Origin of the sequence: Amycolatopsis acidiphila (assembly GCF_021391495.1) — a bacterium.
Taxonomy (GTDB): Bacteria; Actinomycetota; Actinomycetes; order Mycobacteriales; family Pseudonocardiaceae; genus Amycolatopsis_E; species Amycolatopsis_E acidiphila.
The window spans coordinates 1,782,228-1,801,970 of sequence record NZ_CP090063.1 but is presented as its reverse complement, the minus strand read 5'-3'; the positions used below and the strand labels follow the sequence as shown (position 1 = coordinate 1,801,970).

Here is a 19,743-nt window from a genome sequence, read left to right as displayed (position 1 = left end):
GTCAACGCACCTCCTCGAGTGTCTTCAGCGCGGGTTCCTCTTCGACCGGTGTCGCGCTCGATCTGGCAGGACCGGTCACCGACACCGCGACCACACACGCCGCGGAGGCCAGTGCCAGCACGACGGAGCCGGCGAGCAGCAACCCGAACTGCTGGATCACCGCCAGTTTCGAGACGGCCAGCGCCGCGTAGCCGAGCGCGGACGTGACAGCCGCGAGCACGACCGACCGGCGCAGCGCCGGGTTGCCGGTCCGGACCGCCGCGGCGAGCACGACGGTGAACTCCGCTCCCACTGCCGCGGTCAGCGAGCCGAGCGTGACGGTGATCGGGCTCAGCGGAACCCCGGTCGCCCACAGCGCGAACAATCCGAGCCCGGTCGCGGTCGTCGCTGCGGCGACAGCCCGCAACGCGTCGGCACGCCTGCGCAGCCCCACCGCCAGCACCACGCCCGAGGCGAGGATGCCGAGCACGTTGGACCAGATCCGGTCGCCGGAGATCAGCTCGTCGCCACGCACGGCGGCCATCGGTAGACCGGTGAGGTCCACCTGATACCCGGCGGGCGGTACCGGCAGCTGCCGTAGCAGGTCGTTTCTCAGCTGCCGCAACGCGCCGAGATCGTTGATCCGGGTGCCGAAGACGAGCACGGAGCTCTGGTGGTCTTGACGCACGACGGCGGAGCTGAGGTAGGGCGGTAGCAAGCGCATGCCGGCGTCGATCTGCTCGGCGGTCGCGTCACTGCCGAGGAAGGTGAGCAACGACGGGAGTGAAATGACCGGGCGGAGCTGATCGCCGTGCGCCGTGACGATGCCGTCCTGCGCCTGCTGCATCCACTGCAGAGCCGACGGGGTGGTCACATCGAGCCCGCGCAAAACGAGGTCGACCTCGCCGGAGGACCCCAGCGCCTGCTCGACGTTGGCCGCATCGCCAAGGGACGGCAGCCCGGCGGCGAAGCCCTCCACGTCCGCCTGCAGTGGCAGCGAGGGCAAGGCGCACCAGCCGACCACGGCGAGCCCGGCCGCGAGCGCCGCCGCCGCGACTCCACGCTTCCTGTTCACCGGCCGGACCGCTGTGTCGGTGCGGTGTTCGGCCGGCACGAATCGCCGCAGCAGCAAACCGCCGGTCGTTGCCGAGAGCACCACCCCGACCGACAGGGTCATGCCGAGGTCTCGGACGAACGGCAGCGGGGACGCCATGAGCATCCCGAAACTCGCGGCGCTGGCACCCGCGACCACCAGCACCGTGCGGCGCCTGGCCCGCTGGGTGAAGTAGGTCGGGTAGTAACAGCCGACACCGAGAAGCACCGACAGAAATGCCACCACGCCAAGGGAAAGCGTCCTTCCCGTCCACCCGAAGACACCCAGCGTGAGCAGGATCGAGATCAAGGTCACCAGCAGTGGAGGTAGCCGGTGCCGCCGGCGCGTCCACGGCACCAGCCACAGCGCGAGCGCGACGGCGACCAGGGCCACGGTCCCGATCAGCGGGATCTCCCGGGAGACCTGTTCGCCGATCGACGACGCCACCACCGGCACCCCGGAGATCGTCACCCGGCTCGCTCCGGCGGGAGCCCGGCCGACCGCCGCCCGTACGCCGGCCACCAACCGGGCCGTCGCCTCCTGGTCCATACCCTCGCGGGGGCGGACCAGTACCGCGACCGAGTTCTGCGACGGGACGACGAAATGCCACTGAGCACGGACACCCCCATCGCCGGAGTACATGACGGAGTCGACGAATCGCTGGTTGCTCAACGTCGGAAGCCCGGCGGGCATGCCCTGGACGAGCAGCGGGCCGTAACGGTGGTCGAACTCGTCCTGTGCCCGCGTCCCCGCAGCCTGTGCCTGTGCGGGTGCGGCGCCTTTCGCGGCCGCCTCCTGGACCGCCTGCTCACGCACGGCGTCCCGCCGGCCGGTCAGCTCGGCGAGCAAGTCCTGAGCGCGACCGGCGAGCTGGTTCAGGACAGTCGCCGGCCCGTACACGCTCGCCACGTCGGGCAATCCGGCCAGGCGCCCTTCAAGGCCGACCAGCTGATCGAGGTTCTGACCGCTCAGTATCGCTTTGGGCGCATCGGATTCGAGCAGCACGACGATCGGATCTCCGCCGAAGGAACGCGCCTTCTCGTCGAGCTGCGTCACGCTCGGGTCGCCGGCTGGCAGGAACGAATCGACCGTGGTCTCCACGCGAAGCCTGGCCAACCCGCCGGCACCGAGTGCCGCGACACAGGCCACGGCAAGGACCGCACACCAGCCACGAACTGTCCAGGTGCGCGGCGCGCACCAATTCGGGACGGTCGTGAGCCCTCGCCGGCACCTGGTCGCCCACCCGGCGATCTTGCGGCCGGTCATCGTGGCGCCGGTGCTTGATTCACGTGCGGGTACTGGCCGGTGAACGGAACCGGGTCGACCGCGCCGGGTGCCGGGTAGGGATTGCGTTCATTCAGCGGTCCGATGTTCGTGTTGAGTGGCACGCCTGTGACCGCTTGCCGGTTGATCACGGGCAACAGCCGCAGTGCCTTCCCGTTCTTGTCACCGGTCATCAGCGAGGCACCCCAGTTCACGAACAGGTGTGCGATGTCCTGGCCGTAGGGCTCCAGGTAGGTCAACATCGGGTTCAGCTGTAGCAAGTCGTTCTGCAGCGACGGGATCAGCGTGGTGAGATCCGTGGCGACCGGCTGGATCCGCTGCACCGTGGCGGGGGCTTTGCCCAGTACTTGGTCAAGTGCGGGCAAGATGCCGCGCAGACCGTCTGCCGCACGAGGCAGCTGCTGGAGTGCCGTGTCGAGATCCGGCGCTGCAGCACGCAGATCCTGCGCCACTGGTGCCAGCGCGCCTGACAGCTTCGACACACTCGACGTGGCCTCGTTCGCGGAGTCGAGAACACCGGGCACCTTCTGCATGACCGATTGCAGGCTTTGACCGTTGTCCGCGGTCGCCCCGGCAAGCTGGTCGGCGTCATCGACCAGGTTGGCGATCTCGCCCTCGCGGGTGTCCAGGGCGGCGAGTAGGGTCGCCGCGCCGCTCGTCAGCTGCTTCAGATCGTCCGACTGCGCGGCGAGTGCGTCGAGCGCGGTCTTGCCGTTCCGCCCTAGCTCGCCGAGCCCGCTCAGCGCCCGGTCGATGTCCTGCCGACTGTCCTGGGTGGCCATGCCAAGGGACCGCAGACTCTCCGCCAGCGCTTGCCGGGTCCCACCGTCCAGGCTGACGAGTACGTCGTTGAGCTCGACTGCCGGTTTGGCAGAACCATCCGGCAGACTCGCGCCGTTGGCCAGCTCCGGGCCCCGGCCGTCGGTGACTTCCAGGAACGTCTCGTCCACCAGTGTCTTCTGCCGGACCTGGACGGTGGCACCCGCGTGCAACGGCGCGTTGCTGTCCAGCTGAACGGTCACTCGGGCGACGTCGCCGGTGACCTGCAGCGCGGCGACCTTGCCTACGGTCACGCCGGCGATCGTCACGTCCGAGTTGTCGACCAGGTTCGACACCTTCGGGATGTCCAGGCTCACCCGGTAACCGGTCTTGCTGACCAGTGGCAGTCGCCCGCCGGAGTTCGCCCACAGGTAGCCGAAGATCAGGAGGCAGAGGAGAGCGAAGACGCTCAACACGACCAGCCGGATCTTCGGCAGCGCGGCATGGGGGATGTTCATCTGGACCACCTAGCGCGAATTGTGCGGGAACCGGTATGGATCGGCAGGTGTCGACAGCGGCAACAGCGCGTTCGTGCCGAGCGTTTGCGGGGTCACCACCAGGAAACCGCGCAGGATGCCGCCGTTGCCGTCTTTCATGCTGGTCAGCGACCGGGTGTTGATGAAGAACGCACCGAGATCGGACAAGCTCGCCACTGCCGCGTTCGTGACCCCGTCCAGCCGGCCGGTAACCGTGTGCAGATCCGGGAGCGTCGTCTGCAGGTCACTGGCCACCGGGCGCAGGTCCTGCACCACCGGCTGGGCCTTCTGAACAACGGGCATGCCCTTGTCGACCGTGCTGCCCAGCTTGTCGACGGTGTTGCTCAGGTTGTTCAGCGCTCCCGGCAGAGTGCCGGCAGCGTTCTTGAGGTTGTCCAACGCCGGATCCAGCTGTTCACTGAGCGACTGGACCGCATCGGTGGCTTGTTTGAGCTGGCTGGTGAAGTCCGGCAACTGGTCGAGCACCGACTTGAGGTCGCCGTCCTGCGCGCCCAGAGCCGCCAGGGTGGTGTTGAGATCACCCGCGAGCTCTCCCAAGCGGTCGCCGTCACCGCCGACCGCTTGGGAGATCTGCGAAAGCGCGGTCACCAGCCGTTGCAGGGCGTCCCGACGGGATTGGAGCGAGTCGACGACAGGCTGGAGCCGTTTGGCCACCTCGTCGGTCATCCGCACTCCGCCGGGAAGGTTCTGCGGAGCGGCGGCCAATGCGACGTCGGACTCCTGGAGCAGTGTGGCGAGCGCCTGCCTGGTGTTGTCGTCCAGATGTCCCAGCGCCTCGTCGATCTGAACCGGGCGTTGCGACTGTGAAAGCGGTAGCACAGCGCTGGGTTCGAGCCGCGGCGCGGGAGGGCCGCCGGGGTTCAGTTCTACGTACATCTCGTTCAGCGGGCTCTTCGGCCGCAGCACCACGGTCGCGTTCTGGTACACCGGGTAACGCGAGTCGATGGACAGCTCCAGCCGCGGCCGGCCGCTGTCGTCCACGTCCGCCGCGTCGATCTCCCCGACCTGGACCCCGGCGATGCGTACCTCCTGACCGTGGCCCGGACTGACGCCCGGGGTGTCCTCGAACGTCGCGGAGAAGGTGAACCGGTCGTCCCACGGCCAAGAGAACCGCTGATTGGCCAGGATGATCCCACCGACCAGTGCCGCGACCACGATGAGGGAAGCCAGCACCGCGACGTTGCGGAACAGGCCGGGTTCGGTGCGGACTCGCTGCCAGCCCCGCCTGATCCTGCCGAGTCGGCTGCTCATCGGCCCTCCTGCTGATTGCGCTGGATTTGCTGCTCGAGCCGGTCGAGGAAGTTCTGCAGGTTCACCGGCAGTCCGCCTGCGGTGCCCAGCCCGAACCCGACCTGGATCGCGATCGCGTGCCCGTTGGGGTCGAACAACGACCCGGTCTTGTCCAAGTTCGTCACCGCACCAGCGATCTCCTTGTACATCGGCACGTCCGAAGTGGACTTCGCGTATTCACCGGTGCCCTGGTACGTGCTGTACAGGAAGTCCTTGACCGGGCCGTTCAATCGGTCCAGCACCGGTCCGCGGATGTCCGTGAGCACTCCGGTCGCCTCCTGACTGACCGGAATGAGCTGGCGGACGAGCGGTTCGGCGTCGCCGAGTAGTGCATCGGTTTGCCGCACGAACGGTTCGGCCCTGGTGAGCACCGGGTCGAGGTGGGTCAGGGCGGAGGACAGCTGCTGCGCCACAGGACGTGCGTCGTCCGAGGTGTCGCGCAGCTTGCCGAGGCTGGTGTCGAGCCGTTGCAAGCCCGTGTTCGCGGATCGCAGCGTAGCGGGCAGATCCCTGATCGTCGCGGCGAGCTGACTGCTGTCCTCACCGAGCGTCGAGGCGGTCGTGTTCAGATTCGACACGATCGCGTCCAACTGTCCCTGGTGCTCGGACAACCGCGCCGAGGTGGACTCCAGCCCGGTGACCAGGTTCGGCAGATCGCTGCCCGGGTGCTGCCCACGTGCCGCGTCGAGCACGTTCGCCGCCGGTCCGAGCACGTCCGGAGCATCCGCGAGGAGCTGGTCGACTGCTTGCTGCCCGCCGTCGCGCAAGGTCTGGTCGACATCGCCGACGGTGTGCTGGAGGCCGGCCAGTGCATCGGGCTGCAACGTGTTGGCCACCTGGCCCAGTTCCACCGGGAGCTGAGTCCGCTCCACCGGGATGGTGCCCCCGGCCAGGTCGCCCGGAGGACCACCAGGCTGCAGATCGACGAAATAGCTGCCGCCGAGCAGAGTGGTCGGGCGGATCACTGCGGTCGGCTGGGAGCGCAGTTTCTGCAGCGTTCCCTTGTCCAGTTTGATCGAGACGACCGCGCTGCCGTCGTTCTGCTCCTCGACCCCGGTGACCGTGCCGACGGGCGCGAACGCGACCTTGACCTGGGACTGATAGGACTGCAACTTGTAGTCACGGGCGAAGTGCACCGTGATCGTGTCGCCGGGGCGCAGTGTCGTCACGATCCGCGATTTGCCGAACAGGCCGGCACCGACGACGAGCACGAGCACGATGAAGAAGACCCCGAGCTTGACCGGCGAGAACCCCCTGTGGGAACCGTCCGCGTTCTTGCCACCGAAAAGCTTGCGAAGCACGGTCTTGGTCATCGGCCCGCCCCCTGGCTCCCGATCGGTGAGTTGCGGCGCTGTCCGCCTGTCGCGCCCGGCGGGGCATACGGGTCACGGGCCACGGTCGGGTCCTTCAAGCCGACCAAGCCGGTCACCGATTCGGTGTCGATCGGTGGGTAGATCCGGAGGTAGTGCCCGGCCGCGTCGCCGTATTGCATGGCGTCGGCGAAATCGGAGAAGAACGCGGAGATCTCCGGTGAGTAGGGCGCGATCTGCGACAGCGGCTCCCGCGCCGCCCCGACCGCGCTGGTCACCATCGGCGCCAGCGGCCGCGCGTCGGTCAGGGTCGCGGTCAGTGCGTCGACCGCGGGCTGCGCCTGATCGGCGACCCCGGGCAGCCGCCGCAACGGCGGGATGCTTTCGCGCAACACACCGCGGACATCGGGAGTCGCTTTGCCGAGCGCATTCGCGCCCGGCCGCAACGTGGTGATCGCGGCGTCCGCATCGGACAGTGGTTGTCGCAGGTCCTGCAACGCACCACGGACCTTCGCCAGGGTGTCCGGTGCCCGGTCCAGCGTTTCACCCAGTGGTTTCCCGCCGTCGACGTCGAGCGCGCGCAGCGTGGTATCCAGCCGCCCAGCCAGCTCACCGAGTTGCTGCTGCCGCCCGTCGAACTCCCCGGAAAACCGGTCGGCCACCTGCAGCAGGCGAGTCAGATCCTGCCCGGATCCGGCGGTCAACGCTCGCGACACCGTACCCAGGTCCGGCAGGATCGCGGGCAGCGCGCCGGCCCCGTCCGAAAAGTCCTGCACGTGCCCCGCCGCCCCGCCACCGGTCTCCCGGATCGTCGAGCCGAGTGCCTGCCGAGTCGGTGCGTCGAGCACTGCCAGCACGTCCGAGAGCTCTTGCGCACCCACCGTCTTGGTCGCAGGGATCACGGTGGCCGGGTCGAGCCTGCCTGCTTGTGGTGCTCCGGGGTTCAGATCGACATACTTCTGCCCCAGCGCCGAGCGTGCCCCGACCGATGCGGTGACCGCGGATGCGTCGCGGTACACCGGTCGGTCGTCGTCCAGCCGCATGGTGACTTGAGGCTTTCCCGCGACCAAGTCGATGGCACTCACCTGGCCCACCCGTACATTCGCGATCCGGACGTCATCGCCCTCACGCAGCGCACCGACATCGTCGAACGCGGCGCGCACCACTGTCCCGGACTGGCCGGGCAAGCCCGAACTGGCTGTCAGCGCGATGTAGAGCGCACCCCCGAACACCACTGCGATCGCGGCGCCCAACAGCACGGCACGCCGACGTGCCCACTTCCCGCTTTTCCTGGCCATCAGTCAGTTCCCTCCCAGCAGGAATTGCAGCGCGCCGCTCTCTTGGCCCTGCGACATGCCGGTAACGCTCCCGTCCGGACCGGTCTTCGGCGACAGCAGTCCGCCCAGCAGTCCTCCTGAGCCGTTCTGCCCGGGAACCACGGTCGGAGCGACACCAGCGGGCGACGGCCCCGGTGCCGAGGCGGGGACCGGCTGCGGCGACTGCCCCGAACTCGTCGGCAAGAGCCCGGTGACGATCTTCGGGTCGACGATCACCAACGCCCGGAAGTAATGGGACAGGCCGTCACTGCCATTGGTGCTCAGCGCCCAGCCCCGGACGAAGTTCATGACGTCGTCGATGTTGTCCGCCAGGTTGTTCACGACCGGCTTGAGCGCCGCCGCGTCCGCTCGTAGCGGCGGGCTCGCCTTCAGCAGTTCCTGCGTCACCGGTCGTGCCGCGTCGAGCAGTGCCTGCGCCTTGTCGAGTACCGGCTGCGCATGGGTCAGCGCCGGGTCGGCGCTCTCGGTGAACCGAGTGATCTCGTCGCTGATCGACTGGAGATTCCCGGTCACCGGGCGGATGTCGGCAAGCACAGGGGTCGCCGCGTTCGCCGTTCCGGCGAGCTGGGAGAGCGTCGAGCGCGCCTCGGACAGGGTCGTGGGCAACTGGACCAGCGTTTGCTGCAGCTGCTGCTGCCGGCCTGCCGCCGTGGCGAGGAGATCATGGGTCGACCCGACCAATGAGTCCAGCGTGCGGCCGTCATCCCGAGCGAGCGACTGCGCGACCGGCTCGACGTTGTCCACCAGCCGGTTCAGCGTCGTGTTCTGCTCGTTGAGTACCTGCGCGAGACCACTCGCGTCGGTCATCGCCGGAGCCAGCGCTTTGATCGTGTCCGCGACATTGGCGCCGTTGCCCTGCATTCCCTGTCCCAACATCGTGACCAGAGCGGCAAGAGCATCCCCGGTGTTGTTGTCGAGCACGTTGAGCACCTGATCGAGGTCGGTGTTCTGAGTGGTGTGTGCCAGCGGAATCACGCCGCCCTGCGGCAACACCGGCGCCGACGGACTGCCACGTCCGATGTCCAGAAAGCGCTCGCCGAGCAAGCTCACCGGGCGAACACTGGCGGTGGCGTCGGTGTGCAGCGGCAGCGCGCGCTCGTCCACGGTGAACGAAACATCGGCGTGGCTGTCCACAACAGACATCGCGGTCACTTCGCCGACAACAACACCGTCTACTTTGACGTCGTTGCCCACCAGCAGCGGGCTGGCGTCCGCGAACTGCGCCACCACGGTTTGTGGCTCGTGTCGGTCGGTGGTTCCCGCACCCATGATCGACCAGCCGAGTCCGACCAGCGCGACAACGACCACGCTCAGCAGTCGCAACCGGGCCTTCGCCCAGGAGCCGATCCGGTTCATCGCACCCCACTCCCCCAAGCGTCCCGCCACGGCTGGTTCGCATTTGCGCCGGGCAGTGGATAATCGTCGTTCTGCGTTCCCGGTGGCAGAACCCCCGGGTTGTCGGCGAACGTCGTGGCCCCCTCCTGCAGGTAGAACCGGACGAAGTGGCCGTTGGCGTCGTAGTTGCCGCCGTTCGATGTCCATTCCGACACCCAGCCGGCGAGTTCGGGGGTGTAGGGACGGAGATAGTTCAGCACCGGCCCCAGGTAGCTGGCAGTGCTCGCGACTCCGGGTACGGTCTGGTGCGCGACATCGAGCAACCCCGGGGTGTTGTCCAGCAGCTGGTTCGCGCTACCCAAGGTCGGGGCCAGCTTGTCCAGCAACGGCGGAATCTGTTGCAGCACCGGCGAAAGCCGCTGCGCCACCGAGGGCAGCTGTTGTGTCGCCGGACGCAGGTCCTGCAGCAGCGGAACGGCCTTGTCCGTCGTCGCCGGCACGTTCCCCAGCACGCGGTTCGCCGTGTCCAAAGTTCCCGGCAGCAGTTCGAGCGCGCTCGACAGCTGCTGTCGCTGCTGCACGGTCAAAGAGGCCGTCTTCGACAGGGAGTCGACGATCGCCCGCACGTCGCTGTCGTGCTGGGACAGGGTCCCGACCATGGTGTTGACCTGGGTGACCAGATCGCGGATCGCAGGGCCGTCGCGGCCGACCCCGCTTAGCACCTGGCCCAACGCCGACAACGCAGGCCCCGCGGTCCGCAGTGTCGCATTCGCGTTCTGCTCGTTCCCGTGCACGGTCTGGTCGAGCTGGTTCACCAGCGACGACAGGTGGTCACGGGTCGGCTTGTCCAGTGCGGCCAGCACGTCGTCCAGATTCGTCGGTGTGGCTTGTGAACCGGGGAGCATTCCGCCGTCGGGGATCGTCGCGTTGGCCGGCGCGCCGTCCTTGATCTCGATCCAGCGCTCGCCCAGGAGCGCTTTCCACTCCACCGTCACCTTGGCACCGTCGTGCAGCGGCGACCTGTTCTCGTCAAGTGCCAGCCGGACCATCGCCTTCCCGTCCTGGACCGAAATCGAATCGACTTTGCCGGCTGAGAACCCGTTGATCGTCACCTCGCCGCCGTCGTGCAGATTCGTCGCTGACGCCAGCACGACTCCGACGTGGTAGACCCGGCTGCCCGCCGCGGTCCAGATCACGCCCGCGAGTACGACAGCGGCGAGCACTCCGATGATCAAAACTCGGCGCACGCGGATCAGTCCATCCCCAACGGGCCCGCGGAGTCACCCGCGAGGAACTGCCGCACGAATGGGTCCCGGGAAGCGAAAGCTTCCTCGGCCTCCCCGTAGTGCACCACCTTGCCTTTCCAGATCAAGCCGACATAATCGCTGACCTTGCGGGCGCTGCGAATGTCGTGGGTGACCACGAGGTAGGTCCCCTTGTGCCGTTCGTGCATCTGCAGGATCAGGTCGCACAACAGACTGGTGCGTACCGGATCCAGGCCGGAATCCGGTTCGTCGAACAACACGATCTCCGGGTTCATCACCAGCGCCCTGGCGAACCCGGCGCGTTTGCGCATCCCGCCGGAGATCTCACTGGGATTCTTGGTCAACGCGGCCTCCAGGCCCACCTCGATCAGCCGCTCCATCACGATCTCCTCGATCTCGGTCTCCGCGAGATCAGTGTGCTTGCGCAGCGGGAACGCGACGTTGTCGTAGATGTTCATCGAGCCGAACAGAGCACCGTCCTGGAACAACACACCGAATCGCTTGCGCAGTTCGTAGCGCTCGTGCTCGCTGATCCGCCAGATGTCCTTGCCGAAGATCAGCACTTCCCCGCCGTCCGGCTCGAGCAGCCCGACGAGGTGTTTGATGAGCACGCTCTTGCCTGTGCCCGACGGTCCCAGCACGGTCGTGATCGCGTCATTGGCGAATTCCAGGTTGAGCCCGTTGAGAACGTGGAAATCGCCGAAGGCTTTGCGCACGTCGCGCACCTGCATCGTGTGCGCCGGTCGGCCGGCCGCCAGGCCGGTGGTGCGCCCGAGCGGAATCGTCGAATCCGGTGCGGGTATCGCCTGTGCGGTCGTGGTCTTCGCGCTTCCGGACTTCACCGGACCTCCTCGTCGTCGGCAAAGCTGATGAACATCGGGCGGGGACAGCTAGTTCGCGATAGGCGCGTTCGGACTGAGGCCCCAGAACAACTGGGTGCCGAGCAGACCCACGATGTGGATCAGAACCATCGACAGCATCATGGATTTCGCCGTGTTCTTGCCGACGCCAACGGGTCCGCCGCCGGCGGTGTACCCGTAGTAGCAGCCGACGAACACGACGACGGTGCCCATCGCCATCGCCTTGGCGAGGGAGTACAGGAAGTCCAAGGGGTTCTGGAACAGCCAGAACGTGTAGAGGTAGCCACCAGATGAGACACCGTGCAACTGCACGACCGTCACGAGGTACATCGAGAGATACATCAGGCCGAGCCCCACGGTGAACAGCAACGGCATGGCGATCCAGGTCGCCACGACGCGAGTACCCACCAGGTAGCTGCGCGACCGGATCCCCATGACCTCCATCGCGTCGATCTCCTCCGCGATGCGCATCGACCCGATCTCGGCGACCAGGCCACAGCCGACCTTCGCCGCGAAGATGTAGCCCCACATGTACGGGGCCATCTCCCGGGTACCGCAGTAGGTGTTGAAGATGCCGCTGTAGATCGGGGCGCCGATCTGCTTGAGCGTGTAGCTCGCCTCCAGCCCGCACACCGAGCCCATGACGAACTGCATCATCCAGATGATCAGGCCGCTGGAAAGGATGAGAATGCCGGACTGGTGAAAGATCTCCGAGAAATAACGGCGGACCTCGGGTAGCGCCCGAGCGGTCTGTCCGGAAAATCGTGCGATCTCGCCTCCGGTGGCGATCGCGTCGCGCACTTTCCTACCGACTCCCGCCGCGGAAACGTGTACGTCGGGCGGCTTCGGCGCGCGCGAAATGCGCACTGTGCTGCGGTCTTCTTCGATCGACATGCGGCGGCCCTACTTGTAGACCTGCATCTGCGGATTCAGCCCGAGCAGGATGGTCGTGAAGACGTAGTTGATGATCCAGATGGCGGCGAAAGCGCTCACCACGGCCTGGTTGACGGCGCGGCCGACCCCGATCGGACCGCCTTTGACATGGACCCCCTTGTAACAGCAGACCACGCCGATGATGAAGCCGAACACGGTTGTCTTGGCGACGCTGCCCCAGATGTCCGTGGTGGTGGCGTTGTCGAAGAAACTGGCGAAAAAGCTCCCCTGGTTCGCGCCGAAGATCACGACACCGGCGAGATAGCCGCCGACGACGCCGAACACCAGCGCCACCAGGTCCATCAGCCCGGTCATGAAGGTCACCGCAAGCACCCGCGGCAGGACCAGGTCCCGGATCGGGTCGACGCCGAGTACCTCCATCGCATCGATCTCTTCCCGGATGCGCCGGGCGCCGAGGTCAGCTGTCATCGCCGTGCCGACCACCCCTGCCACCACCATCGCGTTGATCCACGGGGCGAACTCGCGCACGCTCGCCATGATGAAGAACGAGCCCAGCCGCTCCGGAATACCGAACAACAGGAAGATGTTGCCGCCCTGCAGACCGGGTGCCGCCAGACCGAACGCGGTCGTGGACACGGCCATCGGCAGCCAGCACAGCTTGAGAATGCTGAACATCTGATCGCGCAGCGAAGCCCAGTAGCCGATCGGATGCCGCACGGCCGACCACAGCACATCACCCGCGAGCTGCAGCATCTCGCCGGCCTGCGCGAACGGGGAGCCCGCCCGAGTGAGAACACGGCCGGTGACCGGCTTCCGCTTGGGTTTCGCCACTGTGGCCGTGGTCATGTCCGGCCCCTCCGTCGCAGGGCGACCGCGAGGCCGGCGACGGCACCGACCACGAGCGCGGCAGCCGAGGTCAGTCCAATCTGCTCGAACTCGGCACTTCCGGCGCCGCCGGCGAGCACCAGCGGCAAGACCAGGATGTAGGACCCGACGGCGGCAGCCGCGCCCTGCAATGGCGGCCACCGACTGCCGCCGATACGAGTACCCGCGACCGCGAAGGCGACCACGGCCACGACTGTCAGCCAGAAGGGACCGACCACCGGGATCCGTACCGCCAGCGGCATGAACAACCCGCCAAGCACGAGAGCGGTGAACCCTTGGGAACAGCCTCGAATCAACGCGCCGGCGTCTATCCCGCCCCACATCGCTGCGTTGGTCTGGTTCCGGCCTGTCGTTCGCATCGCCCGTTCTCCTTCCATCACGCCGAAATCGCCTCCGGTTCCAGGAGGTTCGCCAGGTTGCGCATCGCCCTCAACTGCAGCTGACGCAAGGCGCCTTCGCTACGACCCAGCGCGGCTGCTGCCTCCGCCACCGAGCGCCCCTCGAAAAACCGCATCTGGAGACAAGCCCGTTGGTCCGGAGCGAGCCGGGACAGACCGCTCCAGACCATTTCGCACAGCCGGCGCCGCAGCACGATCTCTTCCGTGCTGGGCTCCGACCCGGCGATATCCGGGAGGATGCTCATCGGAATGATCGATCGGTGGTACCGAGATTTCGTGTAGTCGAAGACGATGTTGCGGCCGATCGTGATCAGCCAGCCGAGGAACTTGCCTTTCTGGTAGCGCACTGACCCCATTGACCGCATCATCCGGACGAACACCTCGCTGGTGAAGTCGTCGGCAAGGTCCTGGCTACTCACCCTCGGCCGGATATAACGCCATACGGCTCCGGCGTGCATGCGATAGAGAACGGCGACCGCTTCGAGATCACCGCGTCGCGCGGAATCCAGCAGTGCCCATGAATCCGCATCCGGAACAGGCTCAGAAGCGGATGATGCCGCGGATATTGCGGCCGGACAGGAGATCATCATAGCCCTCGTTCAGGTCCTCGAGGCGGTACTCAGCCGTCACCAGTTCGTCGAGCTTGAGCAAGCCCGCGTTGTACATCTCCAAATACCGCGGGATGTCGAAGCGCGGGTTCGATGAGCCGAAAAGCGCGCCCCGGATGGACTTCTCGTACAACGTCAGCTCGAACAGCGAGGCCGTCACCGAGGTCTCGGCCGGGTGGCCCAGTGCCGTAACGACGACCCGGCCCTGTTTGCCGACCAGCGTCAGCGCCTCGCCGACCTGGTAGCCCTCCGCGTTGTCGGTAGTGATGATGCAGGCGTCCGCGAGCCTGCCGCGAGTTAGTTCTGTGATCACCGGCAGCGCTTCCTCCGCCGATGCGAAGGTGTGCGTCGCGCCGAATTCCTTGGCCTTGTCCCGCTTGAATTCCTTGGGATCGATCGCGATGACATAGCTCGCGCCCGCGTTCTTGGCACCCTGGATGGCGTTCACCCCGATGCCCCCGGCGCCTAGTACGACGGCGCAATCACCGTGGCGGATCTCGCCCTTGTTCACCGCGCTGCCATAGCCTGTCGGCACGCCGCAGCCGACCAGAGCGGCTTTGTCGAGCGCTGTTCCGCTGTCGACCTTGACCACAGAGGCTTTCGGCACGACGGTGTACTCGGAGAAGGTACCCAGCAAGCACATCTGGCCGATATCGTGACCACGAGCGTGGAACCGGTGTGTACCGTCCAATTGCGGTCCGAGGATCACCGAGCCACCCAGATCGCACAGGTTGGTCATACCCCTGGCGCAATAGCTGCACTGCCCGCAAGCGGGCAGGAAGCTGAGCACGACGGAGTCCCCCTCCTCGAGCCCGGTGACACCCGGGCCGAGGCCGGCCACCACACCGGCACCCTCGTGCCCTCCGACCACCGGATAGGGCATCGGCATGTCTCCGGTCACGAGGTGGTAGTCCGAGTGACACAAGCCGCTGGCCGTCAGCTTGACCAGCACCTCGTCCGCACGTGGCGGATCGAGCTCGACCTCTTCGATCTGCCACTTCTCGTTCGGCCCCCAGATCACCGCGGCCTTGGTCTTCATCGCGCTGCTTCTCCCTGTGCGTCGAGGTCGTGCCCCAAGTGCGTCTGCTGCCGACAGATGCTCCACGGGATGCCGCGGTAAGACATCTTCCGTGTGGGGTAGTTTCGCGCGTCTCCGGGGGATAGCGGAGCAGGCCGGACGGAAGAGGGATACAAAGCATTCCCTTTGGGAGATGACACACCGTCCGACACGTTTCTAGCATCGGCCGAGTCTCGATATGCCGACGGCACAGGAGGAAGAATGTCCAGCGCCACCAGCGAGCAACAATCGACTCGCATCCCGGATGAGATAGCACGGGCCGTTGTGCTACCGGAGTCCTACGGCGACGAAACGAACATCACCTATCCCGCGTTCGCCTGGCTCCGCGAGAACATGCCGGTCGGTCAGGCGTTCGTGGACGGCTACGATCCACTGTGGCTGATCACGAAGTTCGACGACATCATGACGGTCGAGAAGAACCACTCGCTGTTCAACGCGGGTATGAACAATCCCATCCTCAACACCCAGGCCGGTGACGCGTTCCTCCGGTCCCTGACCCCGGACGGCTCGACCCGCTACCTCGACGCGCTGCCGTTCCTCGATCCGCCTGAGCACACCCAGGTCAAGGCCGCCACCAGCAACTGGTTCGTGCCGAAGAACGTGGCCAAGTACACCGAGCGAATCCGCGCGATCGCCCGGGAAGACGTCGAAAAGCTGCTGAACTACGACGGGGAATGCGACTGGGCCACGGATTTCGCGCTGTATTACCCGTTGCGGGTCATCCTGGGTTTGTTCGGCATTTCTCAAGAAGACCTGCCTCTCATGCTGCAACTGACACAGGACTTCTTCGGGGCCAACGATCCCGACGAAAAGCGTGACGACGTCGATGTGAGCCCGGAAACGGCCGCGCGGCAGTTCCAAGCGGCGTTCGCGGACTTCTTCGCCTACTTCGACCGCTTCACCGAGGACCGGCGGGCCAATCCGCGGGACGACCTCATGTCGGTCATCGCCAACGCGAAGGTCGGTGGCGAGTTCCTGCCGCAGGCCACGGTCAATGGCAGCTACCTCCAGGTGGCCACGGCGGGGCACGACACGACGTCCTCGACCATTTCCGGCGTCGCGATCGCGATGGCCAGGCACCCTGAGCAATGGCAGCGGGTGCGTGCGGACCACTCGCTCATCCCGAAACTGGTCAACGAGGCCGTGCGCTGGACCTCCCCGGTCAAGCACTTCATGCGCAGTGCCTCGGAGGACACCGAGCTGCACGGCGTGCGGATCCGCAAGGGGGAACGGGTGATGCTGAACTACCCGTCCGGCAATCGCGACGAGGACTACTTCACCGACGCTGACGTGTTCGACCTGGATCGTTCGCCGAACAAGCACCTGGGTTTCGGATTCGGTGGTCACATGTGCATCGGGCAGCACATCGCCCGGCTGGAAATGGAGATCCTGTTCGAGGAGCTCGCCTCGAAAATCGAGAAGATCGAGCTCACCGGGGAGCCGAAACCGATCAAGACCAACTTCGTGTCCAGCTTCAAGAGCGTTCCGGTGAAGTTCACCAAGGCCTGAGTCACCAGCCGACCCGAGTGCCGAAGGCACTGGGAACCGCCTTGGAGCTCCGTAACGCCTCTGGCAAGAACAAGGCGGCGCCACCGATCCAGCCGGTGGCGCCGCCTTCTACGCTGTCCCGCTACCTGGGTGAGCACCACTGCGTAGGGCGGTGGTCGAACACACCGCCTGCTACGGGATGTTCGGTCCACAGGACCGGGCGCTCGGCTGGAACACCCAGCCGAGCGCCCGGCCGAAGTTCTCACCGGAACCGCGGAATCAGGGTTTCGTCTTTTCCCGGCCGAATTCGACCGCACGCGACCAGCTCGTCCGGTCCGCGATCATCCGGCGGAACTTCATGACGAGGGCCGGCCGGTTGACCGTCAGCGCACCGGTCAGCCGATCGCCGGTGCGGTAGAGAGCGAGGAGTTTCCCCGCTTCCCACTGGTGATCGACGACCGTGATCTCATCGGCAGCAGGCTCGCCGACGAACTGGATCCGGCTGTCATACCAGTCCGACCAGAAGTACGGGACGGTGTCATACGCCTTGGCAGTCTCCGGCGCGAGTGCATTTCGAGCCGCCAGCGCACCCTGTTCGGCAGCACTGGTCCAATGCTCCAGACGCAGCCTACGACCGAACAGCTCACTCACCCAGTGGCACACATCGCCCGCGGCATACACACCCGGGACCGAGGTCGCGAGCGTGCTGTCACACAGAACACCGCCGTCCCGCGTGTCCAGATCGATCCCGCTGTCCTGCAACCACCCGGTGCCCGGTGACGCTCCTATCCCCACCACGACGAGATCGGCCGCGACCTTGGTTCCGTCGGTGAGGATCACGCCACGCACCGCCCCGTCCCCGTCGAGCCCGGCCACGCCCACCCCGAGCCGGAGATCGGTGCCCGCCTGCACATGGAGCTCGGCAAGCAGCTTTCCCATCTCCGATCCGACGGAGCGCGCCAGCGGCACGGGCGCGGCCTCGACCAGAGTGACCGGAAGCCCCCGGGCTCGGGCCGAGGACGCCACCTCCGACCCGATGAAACCGGCGCCGATCACGACCGTGCGAGCCCCGGCGTCGAGCGCGCGGCGGACCTGCCGCGCGTCGTCGAGCGTGCGAAGCGTGCACGCGCCCTCGAGCCTCTCGAAACCCGGGACGGTGCGGGCACTCGCCCCGGTCGCGATCACCAAGGCCTCGTAGGGAACCTCGCTTCCGTCGAGACCGATCGCGCGCGCCCTGGTGTCGATGGCGGTCGCGGCCTGGCCGAGGCGAAGCTCGACACCCAACTCGTCCCGCAACGCGCGCTCGTCCCGGAAAACCGGATCGGCCGGCTCCGCGGCACCGAGGAACTGCTTCGAAAGCGGCGGCCGATCGTAGGGCAGGTGTTCCTCGGCGCCGATGAGAGTGACCCGTCCCGGGTAACCGGCCTTCCGCGCAGCCTCGACCGCGCGAAGGCCCGCGAGGGACGCACCGACAACAGTTAGTCCGTCGCCGTCCATGTCAGTCCTCTTCGAGCGACAGCGCACCCGTCGGGCACCCCTCGACGGCTTCACGGGCAGCTTCAAGGAGGCCCGCGCCCGGACGATCGTCGATAACGGTCAATGAGCCGTCGTCTTGGACCTCGAACAGATCAGGCGCTACGGACTCGCAGATACCCAATGCGGTGCACTTGGTCCGGTCCACAGTGATTTTCATCGGTGTTCCACCCAACGTCGCGGAAAACGGCGCCACCATTGCGCCGGCCGTTCTCCACGGTAAGAGGACGCCGACCACGATTCATCGCTCGCCGGGGGTGTTTCCCTTCTCTCGACGGGATGATGTCTGGCCCTATCCGTTGTCGGGCAGAGCTAGGCTTGCCGCATCATGAGGTGGTAGCGAGACACCGCCTCGGCCCGGTTCGCCGCTCCCAGCTTGCGCAAGATGTGTTTCGCGTGCGTCTTCACAGTCCCCTCGGAAACGAACAGATTCCCCGCGATCTGCGCGTTGGTCTGGCCGAGTGCCATTTGTCCCAGGACCTCGACTTCCCGCCGGGTCAGGCAGATACCCCCGGCACCGGTCACCTCCGCATGGGATGCGTTCCGCCCGGGCGTCGGTGCGCTACCCGCTTCAGGCCACATCTCGTTGGACTCGGCGAACTCGTCGATGAAGGCGTTTACCGCATTGTGCTGGTCTTCGAGTTTCCGGCGCAGACCGCGCAGCCGTTCGTGGAGCATCGTGCGCTCGATGGCGAATCCGAGACCCTCCGCCACGGTACCGATCATCTCTCGGTCGGCCTCGTCCACGGTTCCGGTCTCCACGTTCTGGTCACCGTGCACGAGACCGGCGACCTTGCCCGAAATCATGATCGGCGCGGAAACATACGCATGACAGTCGATCAACGAACGCAACTGGGGGTGCACGCGCGGGTTGTCCTCGGCCTCGTGCACGAGAATGGGAGCACGCCGGCGGACCATCTCGGTCTCCACCATGCCGCCGGTGAGGGTTCCCGGGTGCTCGGTCCCCACGCGAACCATGGCTTGCGCCAGTTCAGTTTGGTCGACGGCCTCGGCGGAACGCGCGATCCACTGCCCGCCTGACACCCGGGACACCAGCACCCGCCTCAGGCCGAGCCGCGTGACCTCGGCAGGAATGCGATCTATCAGATCCGGCACGCTCGAATGGAGGCGAAGGTTGTGCAGGAACGTCGAGAGCCCGAACATCCGAGTGTTCCGCCGCTCCATCGACGAGCTTCGGAAGGAGGATCGGACGATGCCCAGCTGCAGTACAGCGGCGAGCATCCGGGCCGTGTCGATGTCGCGGTGACCGCTCGCCCAGCGGGACCTGCCTTCCGCCAGCGCGTGTTCCACGGCGCTCATCGTGGCCTCGAGCGTCCGGGGTTCCCGATCAGGCACCTTGCTGTAGGAGACGCCGTCGCGCAACACATCTTCGGCCGTCGACAACAGATCGAGAACCCGCTCGACATCGCGCTCCGCCACAGCATCCGTGCCGGTCGCCCCCCGGTCGGCCGGCAACGGATCACAGGTGTGCTCTCGATGATTCTGGACCACCTTGTCCATCCTCTTTCTCCAGCTCGATCTCACGGCGAAGGACGACACGACCACTCACCGGTCAACGACTCCGACCTCCGCACCTCCTGCCGACCCTCTGCGCCGACGCCCTATGGCATCCGACACAGAGTATGTGATCACCCATACAGGTTCAAGAGAATCCAGAAAGATCCACACGAACAACGAGGAGTTCGGAACATAAGGCCAGGTCATTGAGTACAGACGCGGCCGGGCGTAGACAAATCATACGACTATAATCGAACAAGATTACCTCGCGG

The 19,743-nt window shown here is 66.3% G+C and carries 17 protein-coding genes; 1 reads left to right on the top strand and 16 read right to left on the bottom strand.

The features are described from left to right. Window position 1: 1 nt before the first annotated feature. The 13 genes from LWP59_RS08765 to LWP59_RS08705 form a co-directional block, all read right to left on the bottom strand. On the bottom strand, window positions 2-2,173 hold the full coding sequence (locus tag LWP59_RS08765; RefSeq protein WP_229857308.1) for an RND transporter family protein: 2,172 nt from the start codon (window positions 2,171-2,173) through the stop codon (window positions 2-4). Between the two features lie 161 nt (window positions 2,174-2,334). After that, window positions 2,335-3,633, bottom strand: coding sequence for an MlaD family protein (locus LWP59_RS08760; RefSeq protein WP_144642246.1), 1,299 nt, complete (start codon window positions 3,631-3,633; stop codon window positions 2,335-2,337). A 9-nt stretch (window positions 3,634-3,642) separates the two neighbouring features. Continuing rightward, complete coding sequence (locus tag LWP59_RS08755; protein ID WP_144642245.1) at window positions 3,643-4,923, bottom strand: MCE family protein; 1,281 nt, start codon at window positions 4,921-4,923, stop codon at window positions 3,643-3,645. Next, window positions 4,920-6,275 (bottom strand): MlaD family protein, encoded by a 1,356-nt coding sequence (locus LWP59_RS08750; RefSeq protein WP_144642244.1) that lies wholly within the window; start codon window positions 6,273-6,275, stop codon window positions 4,920-4,922. Before LWP59_RS08750 ends, LWP59_RS08755 begins: the two co-directional genes overlap by 4 nt. Further along, window positions 6,272-7,570: an MlaD family protein gene (locus LWP59_RS08745; RefSeq protein ID WP_144642243.1), complete on the bottom strand. Its 1,299-nt coding sequence runs from the start codon at window positions 7,568-7,570 to the stop codon at window positions 6,272-6,274. Before LWP59_RS08745 ends, LWP59_RS08750 begins: the two co-directional genes overlap by 4 nt. A gap of 3 nt (window positions 7,571-7,573) precedes the next feature. Further along, entirely contained in the window at window positions 7,574-8,965 is a 1,392-nt protein-coding gene (locus LWP59_RS08740; RefSeq protein WP_144642242.1) for an MlaD family protein, read from the bottom strand. After that, on the bottom strand, window positions 8,962-10,191 hold the full coding sequence (locus tag LWP59_RS08735; RefSeq protein WP_144642241.1) for an MlaD family protein: 1,230 nt from the start codon (window positions 10,189-10,191) through the stop codon (window positions 8,962-8,964). Before LWP59_RS08735 ends, LWP59_RS08740 begins: the two co-directional genes overlap by 4 nt. Before the next feature lie 5 nt (window positions 10,192-10,196). Further along, window positions 10,197-10,991 carry an ABC transporter ATP-binding protein gene (locus tag LWP59_RS08730; RefSeq protein WP_373299409.1) on the bottom strand — a complete coding sequence of 265 codons (795 nt, stop codon included), beginning with the start codon at window positions 10,989-10,991 and terminating at the stop codon, window positions 10,197-10,199. A 108-nt stretch (window positions 10,992-11,099) separates the two neighbouring features. Next, window positions 11,100-11,963 carry an ABC transporter permease gene (locus LWP59_RS08725; protein WP_144642240.1) on the bottom strand — a complete coding sequence of 288 codons (864 nt, stop codon included), beginning with the start codon at window positions 11,961-11,963 and terminating at the stop codon, window positions 11,100-11,102. 9 nt (window positions 11,964-11,972) lie between these two features. Further along, entirely contained in the window at window positions 11,973-12,716 is a 744-nt protein-coding gene (locus LWP59_RS08720) for an MlaE family ABC transporter permease (RefSeq protein ID WP_144642239.1), read from the bottom strand. 89 nt (window positions 12,717-12,805) lie between these two features. Beyond that, window positions 12,806-13,207 (bottom strand): hypothetical protein, encoded by a 402-nt coding sequence (locus LWP59_RS08715; RefSeq protein WP_144642238.1) that lies wholly within the window; start codon window positions 13,205-13,207, stop codon window positions 12,806-12,808. 17 nt (window positions 13,208-13,224) lie between these two features. Then, window positions 13,225-13,833 carry a sigma-70 family RNA polymerase sigma factor gene (locus tag LWP59_RS08710; protein WP_267903801.1) on the bottom strand — a complete coding sequence of 203 codons (609 nt, stop codon included), beginning with the start codon at window positions 13,831-13,833 and terminating at the stop codon, window positions 13,225-13,227. Next, a complete protein-coding gene (locus LWP59_RS08705; protein WP_144642236.1) occupies window positions 13,787-14,893 on the bottom strand; it encodes an NDMA-dependent alcohol dehydrogenase in 1,107 nt (368 codons plus the stop codon). Before LWP59_RS08705 ends, LWP59_RS08710 begins: the two co-directional genes overlap by 47 nt. A 165-nt stretch (window positions 14,894-15,058) precedes the next feature. Between LWP59_RS08705 and LWP59_RS08700 the strand changes: the two genes are divergently transcribed. Continuing rightward, the gene (locus LWP59_RS08700) at window positions 15,059-16,441 is read left to right on the top strand and encodes a cytochrome P450 (protein ID WP_222425642.1); all 1,383 of its coding nucleotides are present in this window, start codon (window positions 15,059-15,061) and stop codon (window positions 16,439-16,441) included. Window positions 16,442-16,699: 258 nt separating this feature from the next. Here LWP59_RS08700 and LWP59_RS08695 read toward each other — a convergent pair whose 3' ends face one another. The 3 genes from LWP59_RS08695 to LWP59_RS08685 form a co-directional block, all read right to left on the bottom strand. Then, a complete protein-coding gene (locus LWP59_RS08695; protein WP_144638412.1) occupies window positions 16,700-17,917 on the bottom strand; it encodes an NAD(P)/FAD-dependent oxidoreductase in 1,218 nt (405 codons plus the stop codon). 1 nt (window position 17,918) lies between these two features. Then, a complete protein-coding gene (locus LWP59_RS08690) occupies window positions 17,919-18,113 on the bottom strand; it encodes a ferredoxin (protein ID WP_144638414.1) in 195 nt (64 codons plus the stop codon). Between the two features lie 152 nt (window positions 18,114-18,265). After that, window positions 18,266-19,474 (bottom strand): LuxR C-terminal-related transcriptional regulator, encoded by a 1,209-nt coding sequence (locus LWP59_RS08685; RefSeq protein ID WP_144638416.1) that lies wholly within the window; start codon window positions 19,472-19,474, stop codon window positions 18,266-18,268. Window positions 19,475-19,743 lie beyond the last annotated feature (269 nt).